The sequence below is a fragment of the Bradyrhizobium sp. SZCCT0231 genome (genome assembly GCF_018130245.1).
Taxonomy (GTDB): domain Bacteria; phylum Pseudomonadota; class Alphaproteobacteria; order Rhizobiales; family Xanthobacteraceae; genus Bradyrhizobium; species Bradyrhizobium japonicum_F.
This window is the reverse complement of the sequence record NZ_JAFCKP010000027.1, coordinates 14,636-39,044: the sequence shown is the minus strand read 5'-3', so window position 1 is coordinate 39,044 and position 24,409 is coordinate 14,636. Positions and strand designations below refer to the sequence as shown.

Below are 24,409 nucleotides of genomic sequence, written 5' to 3'. Positions count from 1 at the left end.
TCGCTGCGCTCGCAATGACGATGGGGCGAGATGCTGCCTCAAACTCCGCCCCGACAAGGGGCGGGGACGATAGCGGAGCTATTGGCTTCGCCCCGTCCCCTCGTTCAGCAGGCACGCCACCTGATGCCCATCACCGGCATCCATCAGCGCCGGCCGTTCCGTCTTGCACCGATCCATCGCATACCGGCAGCGGGTGTGAAATGCGCAGCCTGAGGGCGGGTTGACCGGGCTTGGCACATCGCCGTCGACCAGCGGCGCGAGCTTCTTCGCCAGCGGATTGGCAATCGGCACCGAGGCAAGCAGGGCCTGCGTATAGGGATGTCTGGGATTGCGGAACAGCTCGTCCTTGCCGGCAATCTCGACGATGCGGCCGAGATACATCACGGCGACGCGGTGGCTGATATGGGCGACCACGGCGAGATCGTGGGCGATGAAGAGATAGGAAAAGCCGTGTTGGCGCTGCAGGTCGATCAACAGGTTGATCACCTGCGCCTGGATCGAGACATCGAGTGCAGACACCGGCTCGTCGCAGACGATCAGGCGCGGCTCCAGCGCCAGCGCGCGTGCGATGCAGATGCGCTGGCGCTGGCCGCCGGAGAACTGATGCGGGAAATTGCCCATCTGGTCGGGCCGCAACCCCACCTGCTCGAACAGTCTTGCGACCCGTGTCTCGAGCGCCTTGCCTGTGGCGAGCCCGTGCACGGCGAGTGGTTCGCCGACGATGTCGCCCGCGGTCATGCGCGGGTTGAGCGAGGCAAACGGGTCCTGGAACACGATCTGCATCGAACGGCGGTGCGGCCGCAGTGCCGTCTTGGACAGATGGGTGATGTCCTCACCATCGAGACGGATCTGGCCCGAGGTCGGCTCGACCAGTCGCAGCACGCTGCGCGCCACCGTGGACTTGCCGCAGCCGGATTCGCCGACGAGCCCCAATGTCTCGCCGGTTCCAAGCGCAAACGAGACGCCGTCGACCGCATGCACAGTGCCGATCTGCCGGCGCAACACGCCGGCGCGCACGGGGTAGTGCTTTTTGAGGTCAGTGACTTCGAGCAGCGCCTCGGTCATGCCACCTCCGCGACTTCTTCCGCGCGCCAGCAGGCGGCGAGATGGCCGCCGCCCCAGTCCGCCAGCGGTGGATATTCGGCCTCGCAACGCTTGATGGCGAGCTTGCAGCGCGGCGCGAACGCGCAGCCCTTCGGCAGCCGCACCAGCGAGGGCACCGTGCCGGGGATTTCGTTCAGCCGCGCCTGCGCAGGGACACCGGATGCGGGGACGGCCGGGATCGAGGCCATCAGCCCGCGCGTATAGGGATGCTTCGGCGAAGCGAACAGCGCTTCGACGCTGGCCTCCTCGACCTTTCGCCCCGCATACATCACGATCACGCGCTGCGCGGTCTGCGCGACGACGCCGAGATCATGCGTGATCAGCACGAGCCCGGTGCCGAGCTCTTTCTGAAGATCGAGGATCAGCGCCAGGATCTGCGCCTGGATGGTGACGTCGAGCGCCGTGGTCGGCTCGTCCGCGATCAATAGCGCCGGCCGGCAGGCCAGCGCCATCGCGATCATCGCGCGCTGCCGCATGCCGCCGGACAGCTGGTGCGGGTACTCACGCGCGCGCCGCGCCGGCTCCGGGATGCGCACCAGCCGCAGCATCTCGACCGCGATGCCTTGCGCCTCTTTCGACGAGATGTTCCGGTGCAGCCGCACGGCCTCGACGATCTGGTCGCCGATCCGCATCACTGGATTGAGCGAGGTCATCGGCTCCTGGAAGATCATGGAGATGCGGTTGCCCCTGACCGCGCGCATCTGCGCTTCATCCAGCGCCAGCAGGTCGGTGCCTTCGAGCGAGACGGAGCCGCCGACGATGCGGCCGGGCGGATCGGGCACCAGCCGCATCAGCGACAGCGCGGTCACGCTCTTGCCGCAGCCGGATTCGCCGACGATCGCCAGCGTCTCGCCGCGCTTCACGCTGAACGAGAGGTCGTCGACAGCTTTGAACAGGCCGGAATTGGTGAAGAACACCGTCTTCAGGTTCTTCACATCGAGCACGAGATCGGATTTGTCCGCCATCAGCCGCGTTGCCTCGGATCCAGAATGTCGCGCAGGGCGTCGCCGAACAAATTGGCGCCGAACACGGCGAGGCTGATCGCGATACCCGGGAAGATCACGAGCCACGGCGCGGTACGGACATATTCGGCGGCGGATTCGGATAGCATGCGCCCCCATGACGGATAGGGCTCGGGAATGCCGAGGCCGAGGAAGGACAGCGAGGCTTCGGTGAGGATGGTCGAGCCGAGCTGTGCCGTCGCCAGCACGATCAGCGGGGCCAGCGTGTTCGGCAGCACGTGGCGCAGCGCAATCCGCATCTCGCTCATGCCGATCGACTTGGCGGCCTCCACGAACGGCTGCTCGCGCAGCGCCAGCGTGTTGGCGCGGATCACGCGCGCGACCGTCGGGATCAGCGGAATGGCGATGGCGATGATCACATTGGGCAGCGAGGGGCCGAGCGCCGCCGTCATCACCAGGGCCAGCACCAGCAGCGGCAGCGCCTGTAGGACGTCGGAGACGCGCTGGAATACGAGATCGACCCAGCCCGAGAGATAGCCGGAGGTGAGGCCGACGATCACGCCGATGGTGCCGCCGAGTGCGGTCGAACCGAGCCCGACCGCGAGCGAGATCCGCGCGCCGTGGATGATGCGGCTGAACACGTCGCGGCCGAACGAATCGGTGCCCATCCAGTGCGCCAGGCTCGGGCGCGCCAGCGCGCGGGCGGAATCGACCGTGAGGGGATCATAGCGCGCAATGAAGCCGGCGAAGATCGCAGTCAGCACGAACACCGTCATGATGACGAGCCCGGCCGCGCCCAGCACATGCCGCTGCGCCATGAACAACACGCGCCGCCACCCGCCGGTCGCATGCGCCCCGGCCCGCCTCAGCTCAACGTCGAAATCAATCGCGGCCAAGCTGATCTCCTAATCCGTGTACCTGATCCGCGGATCGAACACCGCGTAGAGCATATCGACCGTGAAGTTCGCGAACACCACCACGACCGCAATGAACATCACGAGGTTCTGCACGATCGGATAGTCCCGCCAGCGGATCGCCTCGACCAGGAAGCGCGCGACGCCGGGAATGTTGAACACCGTCTCGGTGACGATCAGGCCGCCGATCAGGAACGCCGCCTCGATGCCGATCACGGTTATCACGGGCAGGATCGCGTTCTTCAGCGCGTGGTGATAGTTCACCGCCGCATCGGAGGCGCCCTTGGCGCGCGCGGTGCGGATATAGTCCTGCCGCAGCACCTCCAGCATCGAGGAGCGGGTGATGCGCATGGTCAGCGCCGCGCTGCGGAAGCCGACGGCGGCGGCCGGCACGGCGTAGGTTGCGAATGCCTCGAGCCATGTCTTCGGATTCGGATTGAAGATCGGCATCTGCCCGAACATCGCCACCGACGCGGTGAGGATCAGAAGGCCGAGCCAGAACGAGGGCAGCGACAATCCGCTGAGGCTGACGACGCGAAGCACGTAGTCGAGCCTTGTGCCCTGCTTCACCGCGCTGATGACGCCGAGCGGAATGCCGATCGACGCCGAGAACAGCAGCGCGAGGCCGGCGAGCCGCGCCGTGATCGGAATCCGCGGCAGGATCTCCTGCAGCGCCGGTTTCTCCGAGACATAGGAGTAGCCGAAATCGCCACGCAGCAGGCCACCGATCCAGTGCAGATATTGCACCGCCAGCGGCTGGTCGATGCCGAGCTGCTTCTCGAGCTCGGCCTTGTCGGCGGGATCGACATAGCCGGCGGCGGCGAACAGGATATCGACGATGTTGCCGGGCACGATGCGCAGCAGGAAGAAGATGACGACCGAGATCCCGAACAGGGTCACGAGCATCAGGAACAAGCGCCGCACCAGATAGGCAAACATGCATCGCGCTCCGCGAGCCGCTAGAGCATGATCCGGACCCGGAGGGCCGCGTTAGCGCAAAGTGCGCAGCGATTTTCCGAGAAGGTCATGCTCAAAACCAAAACCTAAAGTCGTCAGCCCGGGCTGCTACTTGTCGAGCCACACATCCTCGTAGCGGAAGCCGTTGTAGGAGCTGTTCGACATGATGGTGACGCCCTTGACATAGGGCTGCCAGCAGGTGCCGGCCCGTGCATGGAAGATGATCGGGCGGGCGACGTCCTCCTGCAGCTTCTTGTCGATATCCCACACCAGCGGCTTGCGCTTGCTGACGTCGGTCTCCTGCGACTGCACGTCGACCAGCTTCTCGATCTCCCTGTTGCAGTAATTGGTGTAGTTCCGTTCCGAGCCGCAGGAATAGTTCTCGTAGAAGGACTGGTCGGGATCGTCGACGGAACTGCCGGTCAGATTGAGGCCGAGCATGTAGTCCTTGCGCGCGACCTTCGGAAACCAGTTCGCGGTTTCCACCACGTCGAGCTCGCCGTCGATATAGATGCTCTTGAGCTGGTCGATCAGGATCACCGCGGGGTCGCGATATTCGGCGAGATTGCGCGTCGAGACCTTCACCGCGAGATGCTTGTCGGGGCCGTAGCCCGCCTTCTGCATCAGCTTCTTGGCTTCCTCCCGGTTTGCCTTCACGTCCCGGCCGTAACCTGGAATGGTCTCCAGCTTGTCCTTGGGCATGCCCCAGATGCCTTGAGGCGGCGGCAGCATGGTGCCGCCGATATCGGCCTGGCCTTCGAACAGGATGTCGACGAAGGCCTTGCGGTCGAGTGCGAGCGACATGGCCCGGCGAATATCGATGTTATCGAACGGCGCGGAGGTCGAATTGACGATGATGTTTGTCGAAACGTTGGTCGGTTCGACGACGCAAACCGCGTTCGGCGCCTGCGACTTGATGTCCTTCAGGAGCGGGATCGTGATGTGCGTCGGGAAGGTCATGTCGAACTTGCCGGCGACGAAAGCGAGAATCGCGGTCGAGCGGTTGGTGATGATCGTGTACTCGACGCCGTCGAGATGGGGCAGGCCCTTCTTCCAATAGTCCGGATTTCGCGTCAGCTTGATCGATTCATTGGCCTTGAATTCGACGAACTTGAACGGCCCGGTTCCGATCGGATGGGTGCGCATGTCCGCCGGCGAGACATGACAGGGATAGATCGGCGTGTAACCGGACGCGAGCATCGCCAGCAGCGAGGGCTGCGGCCGCTTCAGGTCGAAGGACACCTCGAGCTCGCCGCTCGTCGTGACCTCGTTGACTTCGTTGTACCAGGCCTTGCGCGGATTCTGCCGCAGCTTCTGCTGCGACTTGCCCATCAGGAGATCGAAGGTGCACTTGACGTCGGCCGATGTGAACGGCTTGCCATCGTGCCATTTGACGCCCTGGCGAAGCTTGAATGTCAGTTTCTTGTTGTCGCTGCTCCAGGACCAGCTTTCGGCGAGGTCCGGCCTCAGCGTATCGGGGCTGTTCTGCGCGATGTGCTGATCGTAGATCAGGAGATTGTTGAACACCCCCATGAAGGGAATGTTGATCGAATAGGTCGCGCCCTCGAGGATGGACGCGTTGGCCGGACTGTCGCGGTGATACATCCGCAGGATACCGCCCTGCTTGGGCTCGCCGGCGAGCGTGGCGGTTGAGGCCGTCAGCACAGATAGCGCCGCCATTGCGGCGAGCGCCCACACGCTCCGCATGCTCATCCTCCCTGGACCTCGGCCTTTTGCGGCCTGTTTGTCAGACGATAGCGAGGCGCGTGCAGCGAGGCAACCCGCAAGGCTGCGCCCTCGACAATTCGGATGACGGATCGCCACGGGGTTTATCCCGCACAATGCGAGAGTGCAGGTGCGAAGAGGTGCGGAACTGAGATGTCTCGCTGCGCCTCAAGCACTCCGCCGTCGTCCCGGACAAACGCGCCCTAAGCGCGTGCAGATCCGGGACCCATAACCACAGGAAGACGTTTGGCGGAGACTCGGAGTTGCCAGTTTGCGCCGCAACTCCTCCCTGGGAGTATGGGTCCCGGATCAGCGCTTACGCTTGTCCGGGACGACAGCGGTGTTTGCGGCTACGCCCCTCTCACACGATCCGCGACGGCTTGTTCCCCCAATACCGGTCCCTGAGCAGCCGCTTGTACAGCTTCCCTGTCGGCAGCCGCGGCAATTCCTTCTCGAAATCGACCGAGCGCGGCACCTTCTGCCGCGACAGCGATCTTGCGCAGAACGCGATCAGCTCTTCGGCGAGAGCCGGCCCCGGTACCACGCCCGGCATCGGTTGCACCACCGCCTTCACCTCCTCGCCGAGATCGGCATTGGGCACGCCGAACACCGCGGCGTCCGCGACCTTCGGGTGGGTGATCAGCAGATTCTCGCACTCCTGCGGATAGATGTTCACCCCGCCGGAGATGATCATGAAGGTCGCGCGGTCGGTGAGGTACAGGAAGCGGTCCTTGTCGACATAGCCGACGTCGCCGACCGTGCTCATGCTGCCGTCGGACGAGCGCGCTTCCCGGGTCTTCTCGGGGTCGTTGAAATATTCGAACGGCGAGGCGGTCTTGAACCAGACTTGGCCGGGCGTGCCGGTCGGGCACTCCCGCATGTTCTCGTCGAGAATATGGAGATCGCCGAGCAGCACCTTGCCGACGGTGCCGCGATGGCTGAGCCATTCCTCGCTGTTGCAGGCGGTGAAGCCGAGGCCTTCGGTCGCGCCGTAATATTCGTGGATGATCGGGCCCCACCATCTGATCATGTCGTCCTTGACCAGGGCCGGGCAGGGCGCGGCGGCATGGATCGCGATCTCCAGCGACGACAGATCGTAGCGATTGCGCACCTCCTCCGGCAACTTCAGCATGCGCGAGAACATCGTCGGCACCAGTTGCGTGTGGGTGATGCCCCATTGCTCGACGAGCTGGAGGTAACGCTCGGGATCGAAACTCTCCATGATGATCACGGTGCCGCCCATGCGGATCGTGAGGTTCACGGCGGCCTGCGGCGCGGAGTGATAGAGCGGCGCCGGCGATAGATAGACCATGCCTTCCCGGTAGTGCCAAAGCTTGGTCAGGAAATCGAACAGCGGCAGATTGTGCTTCGGCGCCTCCTCCGGCAGCGGCCGCAAGATGCCCTTTGGCCGTCCCGTCGTGCCGGACGAATAGAGCATGGCGGTGCCGAGCCATTCATCGGGAAGCGGCGTTGTCGGCAAGTCAGCGGTCTCGTCGGCAAGCCCGACGATACGCTCGCTCTCACCCGGGCCATCGGCGACGATGCAGAGCTTGACGTCGGGGCAGGCCTGGATCGCCTCGCGCGCGATGTCGAGCTTGGCGACCGACGTGATCAGGATCTTCGACTGGCTGTTGACGAGGAGATAGGCAAGCTCGTCCGGCGTCAGGAAGGAGTTGATGCAGGTGTAGTAAAGCCCGGACCGCTCGCCCGCACCGCAGGACTCGAGATAGCGCGAATTGTTCTCCATGAAGATCGAGTAGTGATCGAGCCGCTTCAAGCCCTGCTTGCGGAACAGCTGCGCCAGGCGATTGCTGCGCGCCTCCAGCTCGCGATAGGTGACGGCCTCTCCGGTCCCCGCCATGATGAACGCGGGCTGCAGCGGGCGCAGGCGGGCGTGGTGACCAGTGTACATCTATCCTCCGGCTTGGATCATGCGGCGAGAAGCAGGATTTCTTTGATGTCGGCGGGCCCGTCGATCCTGCGCGGATTGCGCGGGATCCAGTTCGTGCGCATCGCCGCTTCCGCGATGGCATCGAAATGCTCCGGCGAGATGCGCACGTCGCTAAGGCTGCGCGGCATGCCGAGCGAGCGGATGAAGGCATCGAGCACGTCGGCGGCGTCACGGCCGGGATAGCCCATCGCGGCGGAAACGATCATCTGGCGCTCGGCATTGTCGCGCGCGTTCCAGCGCATCACCGCCGGCAGCATGATGCAGGAGGTGTAGCCGTGCGGGACGTCGAAGCTCGCGCCAAGCACGTAGCCGATGCCGTGGCTCGCACCCATCGGCACGCCTGCGGCGAGCGCGCCCATCGACAGCCAGGTCCCGATCTGCGCATCCATGCGTGCGTCGAGATCGGATGGGTCGGCCTTCACCCGCGGCAGCGCATCGGCGAGCATGGCGAGGCCCTTGACCGATTGCGCATCGGCATAGGGATGCGTCTCGCGCGAGCAGATCGCCTCGACGCAATGGTCGACGGCGCGGATGCCGGTGGAGAGGAACAGCCATTCCGGCGTGTGCACGGTGATGCCTGGGTCGAGGATGGTCGCGCGCGGCACCGTGAGTGGATGCCGCAGCATCTGCTTCACGTTGCTGCTGCGGTCGGTGACGCCGGCGATCGAACTGAACTCGCCGCCGGCGATCGTGGTCGGCACGCTGACCTGGCGCACGGTCGGCGCGTTCATCTCGGGCGCAACACCCTTGTGCACGCGGATGCGCTCGATGCCCTCGATATCGTCGATGCCGTTGGCGAGGCAGAGCTGCACCGCCTTGGCGCCGTCGGTGATCGAGCCGCCGCCGACGGTGACGATCAGGTCGGCACCCGCCTCGCGCGCCGCATTGGTTGCCGCGATCACCGCCTCGCGCGGCGTGTGCGCCGGCATGGCGTCGAACAGGCCGGCACAGCGCTCGCCGAGCGCGTCCTTGATCTTCGTGATCTCGTCGGTTTGCCGGTTCAGCGTCCCCGATACCATCAGGAAAGCGCGGCGGGTTCCCAGCCGGTCCATCTGCGCGACGATCGCGCCGGCCGCAGGATGGCCGAACACGACCTCCTCGATCGCGCCAAAAACGACACGTCCCTGGTGCACGCCTGTCCTCCCCGGACAATTCGACTTTATTTTTGTGGGAGTAATCTAGCTGTGTCGACGCCACTCGTCATGCGCGAAGACGCTGGGGGCTCTTACCCTCCCCTGGAGGGGGAGGGTCGATCGCGCGAAGCGCGAGCGGGGTGGGGTGACAGTCTCTCAATTGAGGCGGTGCCCGTGTGGAGAGATCACCCCCCCCGCATTGCATTGCGCTGCGCTCCATGCACTGCGACCCTCCCCCTCCAGGGGAGGGTGGAGAACGCCGCGCCCTCGTTGCGAGGCTTACATCAACGAGCCAGCCGCGCGCGGCCATCTCTCCCCCTGTCAACCCACCATCCGGCCAGGACGCTCCCGCGAGCATTGGTCTTGAAGAGTTCATCTTTGCTACCCATCTTGTGGCGCCCGCAGGTAGAAGCGTACCCTGCTTTTTCTGCGGCTTTTGATGCGAGGACCTGGGATGACTGGACCGGACGGAAGCGAGCCATTTGTCAAAAAGCACGATTTCGTTCAGCCGCGGCATTACGCAATAGCGGGCCTCCTCGCCGCTTCATTCGCACTCGCCGGCTGCGGGCAGCCGGCCTCGCAGGCTGCTGCTCCGCCGCCCGCGCCGGTGACCGTCGCCCAGCCGGTCAAGCGCACCGTCACCGATTGGGACGAATTCACCGGCCGCTTCGAGGCAGTCGAGGAGGTGCAGGTGCGGCCGCGCGTCGGCGGTTTCGTCAACTCGGTCGAATTCCAGGACGGCGCTATCGTGCGTCAAGGCGATCTGCTTTACGTGATCGACCCGCGTCCGTTCGAGGCAGTGGCGACGCAGGCAGAGGGCCAGCTGTCGGATGCACGGGCCAAGGTGGAGCTTGCCAAGCGCGAGCTCGATCGCGGTCTCAACCTGGTGCAGACCAGCGCCGTCTCCGAGCAGGTCGTCGATCAACGCCGCCAGGCGCTGCAGGCGGCGCATGCCGCGGAGATGCAGGCGGAGGGCGCGCTGAAAGCCGCCAAGCTCAACATCGAATTCACGCACGTCGCAGCGCCGCTGACCGGCCGGGTCAGCCGCCACCTGGTCAGCCCGGGCAATCTCGTGCAGGGCAGCGACACCGGCACCTCGACGCTGCTCACCTCGATCGTCGCGCTCGATCCGATCTACATCTATTTCGACATGGATGAGGCGACGTTCATCAAATACAGCAAGCTGTGGTTCGAAGGACGGCGGCCAAGCTCGCGCGATACCGCGAACCCGGTGCAAGTGACTCTCGCCGGCGAGACCAAGCCGTCGCACGAGGGCACCATCAACTTCCTCGACAATCGCCTCGACGTCTCCACTGGCACGCTGCGCAGCCGCGCGGTGGTCAAGAACACCGATCTGTCGATTTTGCCCGGCCAGTTCGGCCGCGTCCGCCTGATCGCCAGCGCGCCCTATGAGGCGCTGCTGATTCCGGACGTCGCGATCGCGACCGACCAGTCCCGCAAGATCGTTTTTGTGGTGAAGCCTGACGACACCGTGGAGGCGCGTCCCGTGGTGCTCGGGCCGCTCGACGACGGCCTGCGCGTGATCCGCGAGGGTATAAAGGCCGAGGACCGCGTCATCGTCAACGGCATTCAGCGCGCCCGTGTCGGCGCCAAGGTCGCCCCGCAGACCGCGCAAGCGCCGGCCGGTGGCAAGTCATGAATCTCGGCCGTCTCTCCATCAACCAGCCCATTTTGGCGATGGTGCTGTCGATCGTGCTCTTGATCGTCGGCGCGCTGGCTTACACCACGCTGCCGGTCTCCGAGTATCCGCAAGTGGTGCCGCCGACCGTCGTCGTCACCACGCAATATCCCGGCGCCTCCGCGCAGACCGTGTCCGACACGGTCGCCGCTCCGATCGAGCAGGAGATCAACGGCGTCGAGGACATGCTGTATCTCTACAGCCAGGCGACCTCGAACGGCCAGCTCACCATCACCGTCACCTTCAAGCTCGGCACCGATCTCGACAAGGCCCAGGTGCTGGTGCAGAACCGCGTCGCCATCGCGCAGCCGCGCCTGCCTGAGGAGGTGCAGCGCAACGGCGTCACCACGCGCAAGAACTCGCCCGACATCCTGATGGTCGTGTTCATGCTGTCGCCCGACGACACCTTCGACCAGCTCTATATCTCCAATTACGCGCTGCTCCAGGTCCGCGACCAGCTGCTGCGCCTCGACGGCGTCGGCGACATCCAGATCTTCGGCGCACGCGACTACTCGATGCGGCTGTGGCTCGATCCTGACCGCATCGCCAATCTCGGACTGACCTCTGCCGAGGTGCTGGCGGCGATCCGCGCCCAGAACGTGCAGATCGCCGGCGGCCAGATTGCCGAGCCGCCGATTGCCGACCGCGCCTTCCAGCCGAACCTCACCTTCACCGGGCGCTTGAAGGACCAGAAGCAGTTCGAGGATATCCTGATCAAGGCCGGCTCCGACGGCCGGGTCGTTCGTTTGCGCGACGTTGCCCGCATCGAGCTCGGGGCGCTGGCGTATTCCACCAACAGCTTCCTGCTGCGCAAGTCGGCGGTCGCCATGCTGGTGACGCAGCGGCCGGGATCGAACGCGCTCGCGACGGCAAAGAACATCTCCGACACCATGACGAGGCTCAAGGAGAGCTTTCCGAAAGGCCTCGATTACAACATCGGCTACAATCCGACCGAGTTCATCGCGCAGTCGGTTCACGAGCTGATCAAGACCATCTACGAGGCCATGCTGCTCGTGGTCATCGTGGTGCTGGTGTTTTTGCAGGGATGGCGGCCCGCGATCATTCCGATCATCGCGATCCCGGTGTCGCTGGTCGGCACCTTCGCGGTGATGGCGGCGCTCGGCTTCTCCATCAACAATCTGACGCTGTTCGGGCTCGTCCTCGCCGTCGGCATCGTGGTCGATGACGCCATTGTCGTGGTCGAGAATGTCGAGCGCCATCTCGAGCACGGCCTCAGTCGTCGCGATGCCGCGCTGAAGACGATGGAGGAGGTCGGCGGCGCGCTGGTCTCGATTGCGCTGGTGCTGTGCGCGGTGTTCGTGCCGACCGCCTTCCTCGGCGGCATCTCCGGGCAGTTCTTTCAGCAATTCGCCGTCACCATCGCGGTCGCGACCGCGATCTCCTGCTTCTGCTCGCTGACGCTGTCGCCGGCGCTGGCCTCGCAGATCCTCACGCCGCATGAAGAGAAGCGGCCGCCGGCGAGCTGGAATGTCATCGCGCGGGCGTGGGGTGCCTTCACCGGCGTGTTCAACCGCGTGTTCGACCGGCTTTCGCACGGCTATGCCGGCCTCGCCAATTTCGTGATCCGGCATTCGGTGGTGATGCTCCTGATCTATGTCGTGCTGATCGGCAGCGCCGGCTGGCTGATCGTGACCACGCCGCAGGGCTTCATCCCGGCGCAGGACCGCGGCTACGTCATCATATCCGTGCAATTGCCGGGGGCGGCCTCGCTGGCGCGCACCACGGAGGTCGTGCGCGAGATCGAGCGGATCTCGCTGGATACGCCGGGCATCGTCCGCGTCGCCGCCTTCGCCGGCTTTTCCGGCGCCACGCGTACGCAGGCCGGCAATGCGGCGGCGCTGTTCCCGGTGTTCGACGAGCCGGAGGTGCGGCTGAAGAAGGGGCTGTCCGCGAACGCCATCACGGCCGAGCTGCGCAAGCGCCTGTCCGCGATCCAGGGTGCGTTCATCATCGTGATTCCGCCGCCCGCCGTGCCCGGCATCGGCACCGGCGGCGGCTTCACCATCCGCATCCAGGACCGCCAGGGCCGCGGCCCGGAAATGCTTGCAGCTGCGACCGACGAGCTCGTCGCCGCCGCGCGCAGGGCGCCGACCCTCACTTCGGTGTTCTCGCCGTTCACGGCCAACACGCCGCAGCTCTTCGTCGACATCGATCGCACCAAGGCGCAGAAGCTGGCCGTGCCCATCTCCAACATCAACGAGACGATCCAGACCTATTTCGGGTCGACCTATGTCAACGACTTCAACCTGTTCGGCCGCACCTACCACGTCACCGCGCAGGCCGACTTCCCATTCCGGAAAGAGCCGAGCGACCTTGCGCGCCTGCGCACGCGCAACGCCTCCGGCGACATGGTGATGCTCGGCAGCGTGGTCGAGTTCAAGCACGTCTCCGGCCCCGACCGCGTCGCGCGCTACAATCTCTACGCGGCCTCCGAGCTCCAGGGCGAGCCGGCGCCGGGCACCAGCTCGACCACCGCGCTCAACACCATCAAGCAGCTCGCGAACGACACCTTGCCGAGCGGCTTCACCTTCGAATGGACAGACCTGTCCTATCAGCAGGTCACCGGCGGCAATGCCGGTCTCTACGTATTTCCGATCTGCGTGCTGTTCGTCTATCTCGTGCTCGCCGCGCAATATGGCAGCTGGACGCTCCCATTCGCGGTGATCCTGATCGTGCCGATGTGCCTGTTAGCGGCCACCATCGGCGTGCGCATCATGGGCCAGGACGTCAACATCCTCACCCAGATCGGCTTCGTCGTGCTGGTGGGACTGGCGGCGAAGAACGCGATCCTGATCGTCGAATTCGCGCGCGACATCGAGAACGAGGGCAAGCCGCGGCTGGAGGCCGTCATCGACGCCTGCCGCCTGCGGCTGCGGCCGATCCTGATGACCTCGTTCGCCTTCATTCTCGGCGTCTTGCCGCTGGTGATCTCGACCGGCTCCGGCTCGGAGATGCGCCAGGCCGTCGGCGTTGCCGTGTTCTTCGGCATGATCGGCGTCACCCTGTTCGGCCTTCTGTTCACGCCGATCTTCTACGTGGTGGTGCGGAACCTCGCCGAAGGGCGGCGGGACAAGAAGCCGAAGGTGATGGCCTGATTCATTGTGGCCGCTGGCGTGTCCGCATCCCCTATGTCGTCCCGGACAAGCGCAAGCGCAGATCCGGGACGACACCGGTTGTTTGGCGCGCGCCCTCCATACTAACGACCAACATGCAATGGATGGGCACGCGCGGGGTTCTTCACTAGTATCCGCGCGATTTCACAACAGAAGACTGCTGGGAGTTAACATATGAAATCAGCCCTTTGGGCCGCTGTCGCAACCTCCGCCCTCTTGCTCGCCGCGCCGGCTTCCGCGCAAGGCGTCAAGATCGGCATCCTCAACGATCAGTCCGGTGTCTATGCCGATTACGGCGGCAAATGGTCGGTCGAAGCGGCTAGGATGGCGATCGAGGATTTCGGCGGCGAGGTGCTCGGCCAGAAGATCGAGCTCGTCACCGCCGACCACCAGAACAAGCCGGATCTCGCCAGCTCGATCGCACGGCGCTGGTACGACGTCGAGAACGTCGACATGATCACGGAGCTGACGACCTCCTCGGTCGCGCTCGCGATCCACGAGCTCTCCAAGGAAAAGAAGAAGATCGACATCGTCGTCGGCGCCGCGACCTCGCGTCTCACCGGCGATGCCTGCCAGCCCTACGGCTTCCACTGGGCCTATGATACGCATGCGCTCGGCGTCGGCACCGGCGGTGCGCTGACCAAGGCCGGCGGCGACACCTGGTTCTTCCTCACCGCCGACTACGCATTCGGCTACGCGCTGGAGAAGGACACCGCCGAGATCGTCACCGCCAATGGCGGCAAGGTGCGCGGCTCGGTGCGCGTGCCGCTCAATTCGTCGGACTTCTCCTCCTTCCTGCTGCAGGCGCAAAGCTCGAAGGCGAAGATCGTCGGCCTCGCCAATGCCGGCCTCGACACCACCAACTCGATCAAGCAGGCGTCCGAGTTCGGCATCGTCTCCAGCGGGCAGAAGCTCGCGGGCCTCTTGATGACGCTCGCCGAAGTCAACGGCCTCGGTCTTCAGGCCGCGCAAGGTCTGGTGCTGACCGAAGGCTATTACTGGGATCTCAACGACAAGACGCGCAATCTCGGCGAACGCTTCCTCAAGCGCACCGGCCGGATGCCGAGCATGATCCACGCCGGCACCTATTCGGCGACGCTGAGCTATCTCAAGGCCGTCAAGGCCGCCGGCACCAAGGATCCGGACGCGGTCGCCAAGAAGCTGAAGGAGCTGCCGGTCGACGACGATTTCGCGCAAGGCGGCAAGGTGCTCGAGAACGGCCGCATGGTCCACGACATGTATCTGTTCGAGGTCAAGAAGCCCTCGGAATCGAAGAAGCCCTGGGACTATTACAAGCTGCTCGCCACCGTCCCCGGCGACAAGGCCTTCTTCACCGCCAAGGAAAGCGGCTGCCCGCTGACGAAGTAGGGGGAAGGGGGCGCAGCGAGCGCCACACTCTCGCTGTCGTCCCGGACAAGCGCGCCTCAAGCGCGCGCCGATCCGGGACCCATAACCACAGGCAGACGTGGTTACGGGGACTCGGAGTGATCAGCTCGCGTCACGACATCTTCCTGTGGTTATGGGTCCCGGATCTGCGCTTACGCTTGTCCGGGACGACACCGCGCATGTGTCCGCAGCTCGGCGCCTCACACCAACCGCAACGTCACCGCCCCGATCGCCCCGACCCACAGCGCCATGGCGGCGAGGCTCTGGATCGCGAAGCCCGGGCCGCGCTTGGCCGCAGCCTTCGAATAGCCGACGAAATAGACGATGCGGCCGATGATCCAGACCGCGCCGATGCCCGCCGCGATGGCGTCGCTGATATAGATCGCGAACAGCCACAGGGCTGGGAGGAAGATCGGCATCCATTCCAGCGTGTTCATCTGGATGCGGAAGGCCCGTTCGAAATCCGGATGGCCCGACATCGCGGGCACCTTGACGCCGGTCTTGGTGCGCGAGCGCGAGACGTTGATGGCGGTGAAGAAGTAAAATGCGATCGCCAGCAGCGTGACGAGAGCGGTGAGATGATACATCGTCGGTTCCATCGAAGAGATCGCGCCTCAATAGCCGGTCAGCTCGAGATAGCCAACGCCGTCATGCGTCCCGGTAAAGCTGATCGGCCCTTCCCAATAGGAAAAACCGGTCGCCATCCAGGCCCCGGGATTGAGCGGCTTGCACAGGATCGAGAACGAGCGCGAGGGGATCGCGATCTGCCATTCCACCGGCAACTTGCGTCCGGCAACATCCGCTGTGGCCTTCGGCATCATCTGGATGTCGCTGCCTGCAATCATCTGCGTGCCGCCGTTGGCGCTGATCCAGTTGCCGAACGGATAATCCTGAGCGTCCTTCTGCCGCAGCCGGTACAGCATCAGCTTGTCCCCGGATGAAAGATGCAGCGAGAGCCAGTCCCAGCCGGTCTGATCAGTGTCGAGCGGCTGGCTGCTCCATTCCCGGTCCATCCAGGCCTGGCCCGAGACGTCGACCGCCTTGTCGTCGATGGTGAGCGTACCGCGCGCGCGATAGAACGGCTGGCTGTAATAGTAGGACGCCTGCCCGCGCTCCGACTTGCGGCTGTAGCCGCCATCGCCTTGCAACACCACCGGCCGGTCGGCCGCCAGCGTCAGCGCATAGCTGAAATCGGTGCCGGACGCCTTCAGCGTCAGCGGCGCCAACGTGCGATCGTCGGTGCGCTCGAGACCCTTCATCTCCCAATCGTCGATCCAGGCATCGAACGGTTTGGCCGTCACGCCGGCTTGCCCCACGCCACCGCGCGAAAACGTTTCGGAGAAGCGGTGGGTGTCGGCCCGTGTCACCGCGGCATGCGCCATCCACACCTGCTGGTTGGCCCAGCCTTCGCCTTGCGGGCCCGGCTGCGCCGCCTGGCGAAACAGCGTCCATTGCAGGCCGCAAGCCGCGCCGCTCGTGTCGACGAGGTTTGCCGTGAGATACCACCACTCGATACGAAACTCCGGATGCGGTCCGTGATCGGCGGGGAAGGTGAACGCCTTTCCCGGCATCACCTTCGCAAAGCCGCCGGCAGTCTCGCCGAGTCCGGCATAGCCCTGCGCGCTGGCACGGCGCGCGAGAGCGAGGGCGGCGATGCCGCCGGCGAAACTGCGCCGCGAGATTGCTTCAGCGCTCATTGGCAAACACCTTGATCAGGTTCGCCGGCTGCATCCGCGCCAGCCTCGCCACCGGCAGCAGCGCCGCAAGCAGCGAGGCGAGCAGCGCGACCGCGACGAGCTCGATCAATTGCAATGGAAATACATGGAACGGCAGCCGCCAGCCGAATGCTTTCACGTTCACGATTGCAATCAGGCACCACGCGACCAGGAGACCGAGCGGCACGGCCAGCAGCGCCGTGAACAGCGCGACCGAGAGCGTCTTGGTCAGCTCGATTGCGGCAAGGCGCGGCCGCGTGATGCCGATCGCCCATAGCGGCGCAAGCTGCGGCAGGCGGGAGTTGGCCAGCGTGAGCAGGCTGGTGAGAAGCGCAATGCCCGCGACGCCGAGCGTGAAGGCGTTCAGCGCCGAGGTCACCGCAAAGGTGCGGTTGAAGATGCGGATCGATTCCGCCCTCACCGTCGCCTGGTCGGCCACGCTGCGGTCGTCGAGCCCGAACCGCTTCTGCAAGGCCGCGATCAGGCCGGGGCTATTCTCTCTCGCGACGATCAGGCCGATCCGCGTCTGCGGCGTCTGCGGAAACTGCCGGATCAGTGCGGCGACATTCACCGTGAGCTGCCCCTTGGGGTTGCCGTAATCGGCATAGATGCCGACGATGTCGAGCTCCCAGGTCCCGCCCGGCGCCGGCACCTCGACGACGTCACCGAGGCGGACGTTCAGCCGGCGGCTCAATTGCTCGCTGATGAAGGCGGCGTTGCCCGGCACCAGCCGGGTCCAGGCGCGCGGCGTGGTTTCCAGCAGCGGCCAGCGCTCGCGATACAGCGCGTGATCGGGCAGGCCGAGCAATTCGACCGATTGGCCCTGGATTTGCGCCTCGGCGCGTCCGCCCGAGAGGATCGCCTGAACATCGCTGCGATCCTTCAGCCAGTTTCGAATCGCAACGCCTTGCGCATTGTCGGACGCGCTGATGTAGACGTCGGCGGCGAGCCGCCCGTTGAGCCAGCCGATGAAGGTGCGGCTGAACGTGTCCACCATGGTGGACACCCCGACATTGACCGCGAGCGCGAGCAGCAGCGCCATCAGCGCGAGCGACAATCCGGAAAGCTGTTGCCGGCTGTCCGCCCAGAACCACAGCGCCAGCGGGCCTCGCGCGACGCGCTGGCCCGCGAGCAGGATGATGTCGAGGAAGGCCGGCAGGAACAGTGCCGCACCTAGCATCAGCGCCGCGAGCACGCCGAACCCTGCGATCAGCGATTGTCCGTAATGGAGCAGCAGCAGTGCGACCGCGAACACGGCGCAGGCCGCACAGCTCTGCAGGACCAGCCAGCGGCGTTGCCGCTGCTGCCAGGCGCGCGGCTGCGCCGTCGCCAGCACCGGCATCCTGATCGCCTTGATCAGGCTCGTTGCCGCCGCAACGAGCGCGCCGGCAACGCTGATGCCGATGCCGGCGAGCCACCATTCGGGGTGTAACGTGAGCTGCCCCGGAATCCGCGCGCCATAGAGCCCGCGCAGCGAGGCCGCGACGTCGGGCAGCAAGGCAGCCGCGATGAAATAGCCGCAGGCGAGCCCGATCAGGCCTGCCACCAGCGCCAGTGCCACGAGCTCGACCACCAGCACCGTGTTGACCAGCCGCGCCGAGGCACCGCAGGCCCGCAAGGTCCGCAGCATCGGCAGCCGCTGCTCGAAGGCGAGGCCGACGGCCGAGTTGACGATGAACAGGCCGACGAAGAACGACAACAGGCCGAAGGCGGTGAGGTTGAGATGAAAGCTGTCGGTGAGGCGCTCCAGCTCCGTCTCCGCATTCGGCGCGACCAGCTGCAGCTGGTCGCCGACGACGCTCGCGAGCGGGATCGGCTTGCCCCTCGGCTTTCCGATCAGCAGCCGCGACACCTGATCCGGCTTGCTGAGGAGGCGCTGTGCCACGCCGATATCGACCACGAGCACATCGGGCGCGAGCTGCGGCTGCACGCGCAGCGGCGGCAGCTCTGCGCCATTGCTGATCGCCGGTGCCGCGCCTTCCGGCTCCTGCAAGTCGGCCAGCGTCTCCCGCGCCACCAGCGTCTGGCCCGGCGGCGCAACAAAGCTGCTGAGATCCGCGGCGCCGAGACGCGGCGCGTTGCCGACATCGGCGGGCAGTGTCACCGGCTCGATGCCGAGCAGCCGCAGCGAGCGCCCGTTGATCTGCACCCGTCCCTCCAGCACCGGCGAAACCGGCCACCCGGCGCGGCGGAGCTTTATGAACAGCTCTTGCGGAAAGGTCGCCGCATTGGGAGCGACCAGCATCGCGGTGCGCACGCCGCCGAACGTCGCCGCCGCGCGGTCATAGGCGCTGCGGGCCTGCTGGTTGATCGCCTGCACGCCGCTCCACAGCGCGGTCGCCGCGATCAGCCCGACCAGCAGCGTCGCGAACTGCATCTTGTGGCGCCGCCAATGGCTGAGCAGCACGGCGAGGATCCACAGCGCGCGCCTCATGCGATTCGTCCCGCATGCAAGGTGAGATGACGGTCGAGCGTGGCGGCCAGATGCAGGCTGTGCGTCACCATCAGGAAGCCGCAGCCGGTGCGTGCGACGAGGTCGCGCGTCAGCGCCAGCACGTCCTCGGCGGTGTCTTCATCGAGATTGCCGGTCGGCTCGTCCGCAAGCAGCAGCGAGGGCTTCGTCGCCAGCGCCCGGCCGATCGCGACCCGCTGCTGCTGGCCGCCCGATATTTGTTCTGGATAACGTTTGAGCAGGCTGCCGAGTCCGAGCCGCTCGACAAGCTCTTTGGTCCAGGCCGCATCATGCCGGCCGGCGATCCGCGCCTGGAAGGCGAGATTGTCCGCGACGGAGAGGCTGGGGATCAGGTTGAATTGCTGAAAAACCAGGCCGATGCGGTCGCGCCGCAAGCTGGCCCGTCCGGCATCCGACAGCTTGGTGACCTCGATCTCCTCCAGCCGGATCGTGCCGCCATCGGCGGCGTCTAACCCCGCGATCAGGTGCAGCAATGTGCTCTTGCCGCTGCCGGATTCACCCGTCAGCGCGACGCGTTCGCCAGCCTTGAGGTCGAGATCGACGCCGCGCAGCACATGGACCGGCTCGCCGGCCGAGGAGAACGTCTTGGAAAGATTTCGGATGCTCAGCACGATGAATGGCGCCGGACGGAATTTACGGAATTGCTGCGTAGCACACCTGCCGGGGAAATGCCGGGTTGCGTTGGTCTCGAAGCCGTTGTTAGCTTCCAAGACGGCCAAATCAAAAAAGTGCCAAAAGACATGTGGGGAGATTCATGAGCGCTCAGGGAACGCCGGCGGCGGCGGGCAAGACGACAAGGACGCCAAAGGGCGCCTGGGCCATCACCTTTCTCCTGTTCCTCTTCATGCTGGTGAACTTCGCCGACAAGATCGTCGTGGGTCTTGCCGGCGTGCCGATCATGACCGAGCTGAAGCTCACTCCGGAGCAATTCGGCCTGCTCGGCTCTTCCTTCTTCTTCCTGTTCTCGATCGCTGCGATCGTGGTCGGCTTCATCGTCAACAAGGTGCCGACGCGCTGGGTGCTGCTGGCGTTGGCTGTGATCTGGGCGCTGGCGCAATTTCCGATGGTCGGCACCGTCTCCTTCACCACGCTCCTGATCTGCCGCATCGTGCTCGGCGCCGGCGAAGGCCCGGCCTTCTCGGTCGCCGCGCATGCCATCTACAAATGGTTCCCCGACGAGAAGCGCACGCTGCCCACCGCGATCCTGTCGCAGGGCTCGGCCTTCGGCGTCATCCTCGCGGTGCCGGCGCTGAACTGGGTCATCGTCAATCATTCCTGGCACTACGCCTTCGGCGCGCTCGGCGTCGTCGGCCTGATCTGGGTCGCGGCCTGGCTCGCGCTCGGCAAGGAAGGGCCGCTGGAGGACACGCAAGTCTCGGCCGCGACCGAGCCGAAGATCCCGTATTTGCAGCTTCTCACCTCGCGCACCTTCATCGGCTGCGTCGCCGCAACCTTCGGCGCCTATTGGGCGCTGTCGCTCGGCCTGACCTGGTTCACGCCGTTCATCGTCAAGGGGCTCGGCTTCTCGCAGAGCCAGGCCGGCTTCATCTCGATCCTGCCCTGGGTGTTCGGCGCCACCATCGTCATTCTCACCGGCTGGATCTCGCAGGTGATGATGGCGCGCGGCTACAACACCCGTACGGCCCGCGGCGTTCTCGGCTCGGTGCCGCTGGTGATCGGCGGGCTGATCCTGGCGATGATGCCGCAGGTCCAGGGCGCGGGCCTCCAGATCGCGCTGCTCGTGGTCGGCTCGGGCCTGTGCGGGGCGATCTATGTCGTCTGCCCGCCCATGCTCGGCGAGTTCACCCCGACGTCGCAGCGCGGCGCGATTCTCGCGATCTATGGTGCACTCTACACGCTGGCCGGCATCATCGCGCCGGCCGTGATGGGGGCGACGATCCAGCGTGCCGGCAGCACGCTCGACGGCTATATGACCGGCTTCACCATCAACGCGGTGATCATGGTCGGCTCCGGCCTGCTCGGCCTGCTCCTGCTCTGGCCGAACACCGAGCGCGCCAGGCTGACGCGCAGCATCGCCCCGCAGGCCAGCGCGCTGAAGGGCGCGGTTTCGCCGGGGTAAGGGGCCGTTCTTACCCTCCCCTGGAGGGGGAGGGTCGATCGCGCGAAGCGCGAGCGGGGTGGGGTGATCTCTCCGCTCGGGCACTGTATCGGTGGAGAGACTGTCACCCCACCCCGTCTCACATTTCGCTGCGCTCCATGTGAGCCGACCCTCCCCCTCCAGGGGAGGGTAACCACAGGGAGATGTTTGGCGACGACTCGGAGTGACCAGTCTCGCGCCACAACTCCTCCCTGTGGTTATGGGTCCCTGCTTTCGCAGGGACGACAGCTGAATTTGTGGCGATACCGACGCCTCAATTTGCCTTGGCCCGCCGTTCCGTGAACGGCGACAGCACCACCGTCGCCAGCATGAAGATCACCGACGCGCCGAACACCCAGTGCGGCGCGCTTTGATCCATGATCCAGCCGAACAGCAGCGGTGAGACGATGCCGCCGAGATTGAAGCCGGTGGAGACGATGCCGAAGGCGCGGCCCGCAGCGCCCGCCGGTGCCGCATTGCGCACCAGCATGTCGCGCGAGGGCGCGATCACGCCGGAGAGAAAGCCCGCAGTCGCCATCGTGGCGGTCAGCACCCAGCCCGGCAGCGTCACCAGCGCGATCAGCAGCACGATTGCGGCATTCGCCGCAAAGCAGGCCGCCGCGACATAGCCGTGACGCTCGGTGTGGTCGGCGAGGAAGCCGCCCGCGAGCACGCCCGCGGCGCTGGCGGCGAGGAACGCGGTCAGCGCGACATTGGCGATCGAGTAGGAGGTGCCGTAGCCGCTCATCAGCGCGACCACGCCGAAATTGTTGATGCCGGCGACCGACAGGCTGAGCAGCATGAACAGCGCGGTCAGCGTGATCAGCGCCGGCGTGATCACCGCCTGCTTCGGCGCGCTCGCACCACCCGGCTTCTTCTTGTGCGCGCCGGCCTCGGGAATGCCCATGGCGATCAGCAGCAACGCCACCAGGATCGCAATCGCGCCCGACGCGATCAGCGCACCGACGCCGCCCCACACCGTGACCAGCGCGGCAACGATCGCCGGCGTCACCGCGCCGCCGAGATAGCCGGCAAAGGTGTGCACCGAGAAGGCGCGCCCCATCCGCGCTTCGTCCATGTGCTCGGCGAGGATCGCGTAATCGGCGGGATGATAGACGCTGTTGGCGAGGCCCAGCAGCACGGCGCAGCCGATCAGCGCGGCGTAGCTCAGATGCAGGCCGAGCAGGATCAGTGCGCAGCCGCCGAGCGTCAGCCCGATCAGCAGGATCTTGCGCGCGCCAAAATGGTCGACGAGATAGCCGGTCGGCGCCTGCGTCAGGCCCGAGACGACGGCGAGCGTGGTCAGCGCGAAGCCGAGCTCGACATAGCCGACCCCGAGCTTGTCCTTCAGGAACGGGAACAGCATCGGCAGGACCAGCAGATGGAAATGGCTGACCCAATGCGCGATCGAGATTCCCGTCAGCGTGCGCAGCGCACTGTCCGCCTTGCCTTGCTGCGGTGCGGCGAGAACGTCGACCATTACAGTTCCGTTTCACTCCCGATCGAGGCGCAAACTATCGGGGAGAGCGGTTATTTGTCCATGAACGCAGGCGCATGGCAGCTAGCGCGGGCGGGGAGTGGGGCGCTAGCTTCGGATCAGAACCAGTAGGCCCCTCACAACGGCTCGTCATCCGGGCCATATCGATCACGCTTCGGCGTTGCGATGTCGCCGTCTTCGTAATCGTCGTCGTCGACCTCGCGCCGGGGCGAGGGCTTCTTTGCCTTGTCTTGCGCCTGCTTCGGCGGTTCGCTCGGCTTTGTGGTGGTCTTCCCGGTCTTGGCCATGGCTGGTCCCGGATGGGTGATGCTGCATCCGAATATCTATCCGCCCAATATGTGCGGTTCCTGGCCCAACTCAAGGCCCGCGGCGAGGCCGTCAGTGCACCACCGGCCCGCCCGCCTTCTTCCAGGCATCGATGCCGCCGGCGATATGGGCGGTGTTGAGCAGCCCCGCGTCCTTCGCAGCCGCCACCGCCATCGCCGAGCGTTCGCCGAAGGCGCAGAAGAACACCACGCGGCGCCCCGTCGCGGCCGCGACCTCGCGCAGCATGCCGCCGGGCTTGAGGCTCTCCTCGACCGACGGATAGGGCGTGTGCAGCGCGCCCTCGAGCATGCCGTGCTTCAGCCGCTCGTTGGTTTCGCGCAGGTCCACCAGCAGGATGTCGGGCCGGCCGAGGATGCGGATCGCCTCGATTGCGTTGAGCGCGCGGCCCTCCTTCTCGAGCTCCTCCTGATGCAGGCCGACATGCATGTTGGCGGGCACCGCCACGTCCATCATCTTCGGATTGGGCAGCTTCAGGTTCGCCATCAGCTCGATATATTCGTCGACCGAGCGCACCTGGAGCCGCGGATTGTAGCGCTTCTCCTCGCCGATGGTGGAGACGGTGTCGCCCTTGTAGTCATGCGCCGGGAACACCATCGTCTCGTCCGGCAGCTTGAGCAGGCGGTTGAAGATCGAATCGTATTGCGCGCGCGCCGAGCCGTTCTGGAAGTCGGTGCGGCCGGTACCGCGGATCAGAAGCGTGTCGCCGGTAAAGACGCGGTCGCCCATCAGATAGGAATAGGAATCGTCGGTGTGGCCCGGCGTGTACATCACGTCGAGCGCCAGGCCCTCGATCGTCACCTTGTCGCCGTCGGCCACCCGCATCGCCACCACGTCGGCCTTGGTCTGGTCGCCCATCACGGTCATGCAATGGGTGCGGTCGCGCAGCTCGCCGAGACCGGTGACGTGGTCGGCATGCAGATGGGTGTCGACCGCCTTGACCAGCTTGAGGTCGAGCTCGCGCAGCAATTGGCAGTAGCGGTCGACCTTTTCCAGCACGGGATCCAGGATCAGCGCCTCGCCGCCGGGGCGGCTGGCGAGGACGTAGCTGTAGGTGCCCGAAACGCTGTCGAAGAGCTGGCGGAAGATCATGGCAGGACCCCGGCGTGGAGTGATTTCGAGGATTCTACTACGGCGGTGGCTGGGAGGAGAAGCAATTCACTGTGTGGATAGCAATATTTGGAAGATTTTTATTGCAGGGGTGGGGTGAGAGGCAGTTGGGTTGAAGCCAATCCCACAAACTCAGGGTCGTCCCCGCGAAGGCGGGGACCCATAACCACAAGGCGTAGTTGAGGGCGTAACTTGTAACTCCGGGTCTTCGCCAAACTACTCCCTA

At 65.4% G+C, this 24,409-nt stretch carries 18 protein-coding genes; 4 read left to right on the top strand and 14 right to left on the bottom strand.

All coding sequences use genetic code 11. The annotated features are described in order from the left end of the window. Window positions 1-78 precede the first annotated feature (78 nt). The 7 genes from JQ566_RS32840 to JQ566_RS32810 form a co-directional block, all read right to left on the bottom strand. On the bottom strand, window positions 79-1,065 hold the full coding sequence (locus JQ566_RS32840; RefSeq protein WP_212380132.1) for an ABC transporter ATP-binding protein: 987 nt from the start codon (window positions 1,063-1,065) through the stop codon (window positions 79-81). Next, window positions 1,062-2,069: an ABC transporter ATP-binding protein gene (locus JQ566_RS32835; RefSeq protein WP_212380131.1), complete on the bottom strand. Its 1,008-nt coding sequence runs from the start codon at window positions 2,067-2,069 to the stop codon at window positions 1,062-1,064. The genes JQ566_RS32840 and JQ566_RS32835 overlap by 4 nt, the downstream gene beginning before the upstream one ends. Next, window positions 2,069-2,962: an ABC transporter permease gene (locus JQ566_RS32830; RefSeq protein WP_212380130.1), complete on the bottom strand. Its 894-nt coding sequence runs from the start codon at window positions 2,960-2,962 to the stop codon at window positions 2,069-2,071. The genes JQ566_RS32835 and JQ566_RS32830 overlap by 1 nt, the downstream gene beginning before the upstream one ends. Window positions 2,963-2,971: 9 nt before the next feature. Continuing rightward, window positions 2,972-3,919, bottom strand: coding sequence for an ABC transporter permease (locus JQ566_RS32825; protein WP_212380129.1), 948 nt, complete (start codon window positions 3,917-3,919; stop codon window positions 2,972-2,974). A gap of 126 nt (window positions 3,920-4,045) precedes the next feature. After that, on the bottom strand, window positions 4,046-5,644 hold the full coding sequence (locus JQ566_RS32820) for an ABC transporter substrate-binding protein (RefSeq protein ID WP_212380128.1): 1,599 nt from the start codon (window positions 5,642-5,644) through the stop codon (window positions 4,046-4,048). A 379-nt stretch (window positions 5,645-6,023) separates the two neighbouring features. Continuing rightward, the gene (locus JQ566_RS32815; RefSeq protein ID WP_212380127.1) at window positions 6,024-7,574 is read right to left on the bottom strand and encodes an AMP-binding protein; all 1,551 of its coding nucleotides are present in this window, start codon (window positions 7,572-7,574) and stop codon (window positions 6,024-6,026) included. A 17-nt stretch (window positions 7,575-7,591) separates the two neighbouring features. Next, entirely contained in the window at window positions 7,592-8,746 is a 1,155-nt protein-coding gene (locus tag JQ566_RS32810; protein WP_212380126.1) for an iron-containing alcohol dehydrogenase, read from the bottom strand. A gap of 454 nt (window positions 8,747-9,200) precedes the next feature. Here JQ566_RS32810 and JQ566_RS32805 point away from each other — a divergent pair, with 454 nt between their 5' ends. The 3 genes from JQ566_RS32805 (at window position 9,201) to JQ566_RS32795 (ending at window position 14,947) form a co-directional block, all read left to right on the top strand. After that, a complete protein-coding gene (locus JQ566_RS32805; protein ID WP_212380125.1) occupies window positions 9,201-10,406 on the top strand; it encodes an efflux RND transporter periplasmic adaptor subunit in 1,206 nt (401 codons plus the stop codon). Beyond that, window positions 10,403-13,561 (top strand): efflux RND transporter permease subunit, encoded by a 3,159-nt coding sequence (locus JQ566_RS32800; RefSeq protein WP_212380123.1) that lies wholly within the window; start codon window positions 10,403-10,405, stop codon window positions 13,559-13,561. Before JQ566_RS32805 ends, JQ566_RS32800 begins: the two co-directional genes overlap by 4 nt. 192 nt (window positions 13,562-13,753) lie before the next feature. Then, window positions 13,754-14,947, top strand: coding sequence for an ABC transporter substrate-binding protein (locus JQ566_RS32795; protein ID WP_212380121.1), 1,194 nt, complete (start codon window positions 13,754-13,756; stop codon window positions 14,945-14,947). Window positions 14,948-15,165: 218 nt separating this feature from the next. Here the strand turns inward: JQ566_RS32795 and JQ566_RS32790 are convergent, their stop codons facing one another. The 4 genes from JQ566_RS32790 to JQ566_RS32775 are packed head-to-tail and all read right to left on the bottom strand — an operon-like array spanning window position 15,166 to window position 19,764. Continuing rightward, complete coding sequence (locus JQ566_RS32790) at window positions 15,166-15,552, bottom strand: MAPEG family protein (protein ID WP_212380149.1); 387 nt, start codon at window positions 15,550-15,552, stop codon at window positions 15,166-15,168. A gap of 27 nt (window positions 15,553-15,579) precedes the next feature. After that, window positions 15,580-16,662, bottom strand: coding sequence for a lipocalin-like domain-containing protein (locus JQ566_RS32785; protein ID WP_212380120.1), 1,083 nt, complete (start codon window positions 16,660-16,662; stop codon window positions 15,580-15,582). Next, entirely contained in the window at window positions 16,652-19,114 is a 2,463-nt protein-coding gene (locus JQ566_RS32780; protein ID WP_212380119.1) for an ABC transporter permease, read from the bottom strand. Before JQ566_RS32780 ends, JQ566_RS32785 begins: the two co-directional genes overlap by 11 nt. Next, window positions 19,111-19,764, bottom strand: a complete 654-nt coding sequence (locus JQ566_RS32775) for an ABC transporter ATP-binding protein (protein WP_212380117.1) — start codon at window positions 19,762-19,764, stop codon at window positions 19,111-19,113. Before JQ566_RS32775 ends, JQ566_RS32780 begins: the two co-directional genes overlap by 4 nt. A gap of 143 nt (window positions 19,765-19,907) precedes the next feature. Here JQ566_RS32775 and JQ566_RS32770 point away from each other — a divergent pair, with 143 nt between their 5' ends. Continuing rightward, window positions 19,908-21,233 (top strand): MFS transporter, encoded by a 1,326-nt coding sequence (locus JQ566_RS32770; protein ID WP_212380115.1) that lies wholly within the window; start codon window positions 19,908-19,910, stop codon window positions 21,231-21,233. Between the two features lie 292 nt (window positions 21,234-21,525). Here JQ566_RS32770 and JQ566_RS32765 read toward each other — a convergent pair whose 3' ends face one another. The 3 genes from JQ566_RS32765 to JQ566_RS32755 form a co-directional block, all read right to left on the bottom strand. Next, a complete protein-coding gene (locus tag JQ566_RS32765; RefSeq protein WP_212380113.1) occupies window positions 21,526-22,731 on the bottom strand; it encodes an MFS transporter in 1,206 nt (401 codons plus the stop codon). A 134-nt stretch (window positions 22,732-22,865) separates the two neighbouring features. Then, complete coding sequence (locus JQ566_RS32760; RefSeq protein ID WP_212380111.1) at window positions 22,866-23,036, bottom strand: hypothetical protein; 171 nt, start codon at window positions 23,034-23,036, stop codon at window positions 22,866-22,868. Between the two features lie 91 nt (window positions 23,037-23,127). Then, the gene (locus JQ566_RS32755) at window positions 23,128-24,165 is read right to left on the bottom strand and encodes an MBL fold metallo-hydrolase (RefSeq protein ID WP_212380109.1); all 1,038 of its coding nucleotides are present in this window, start codon (window positions 24,163-24,165) and stop codon (window positions 23,128-23,130) included. Window positions 24,166-24,409: the final 244 nt, after the last annotated feature.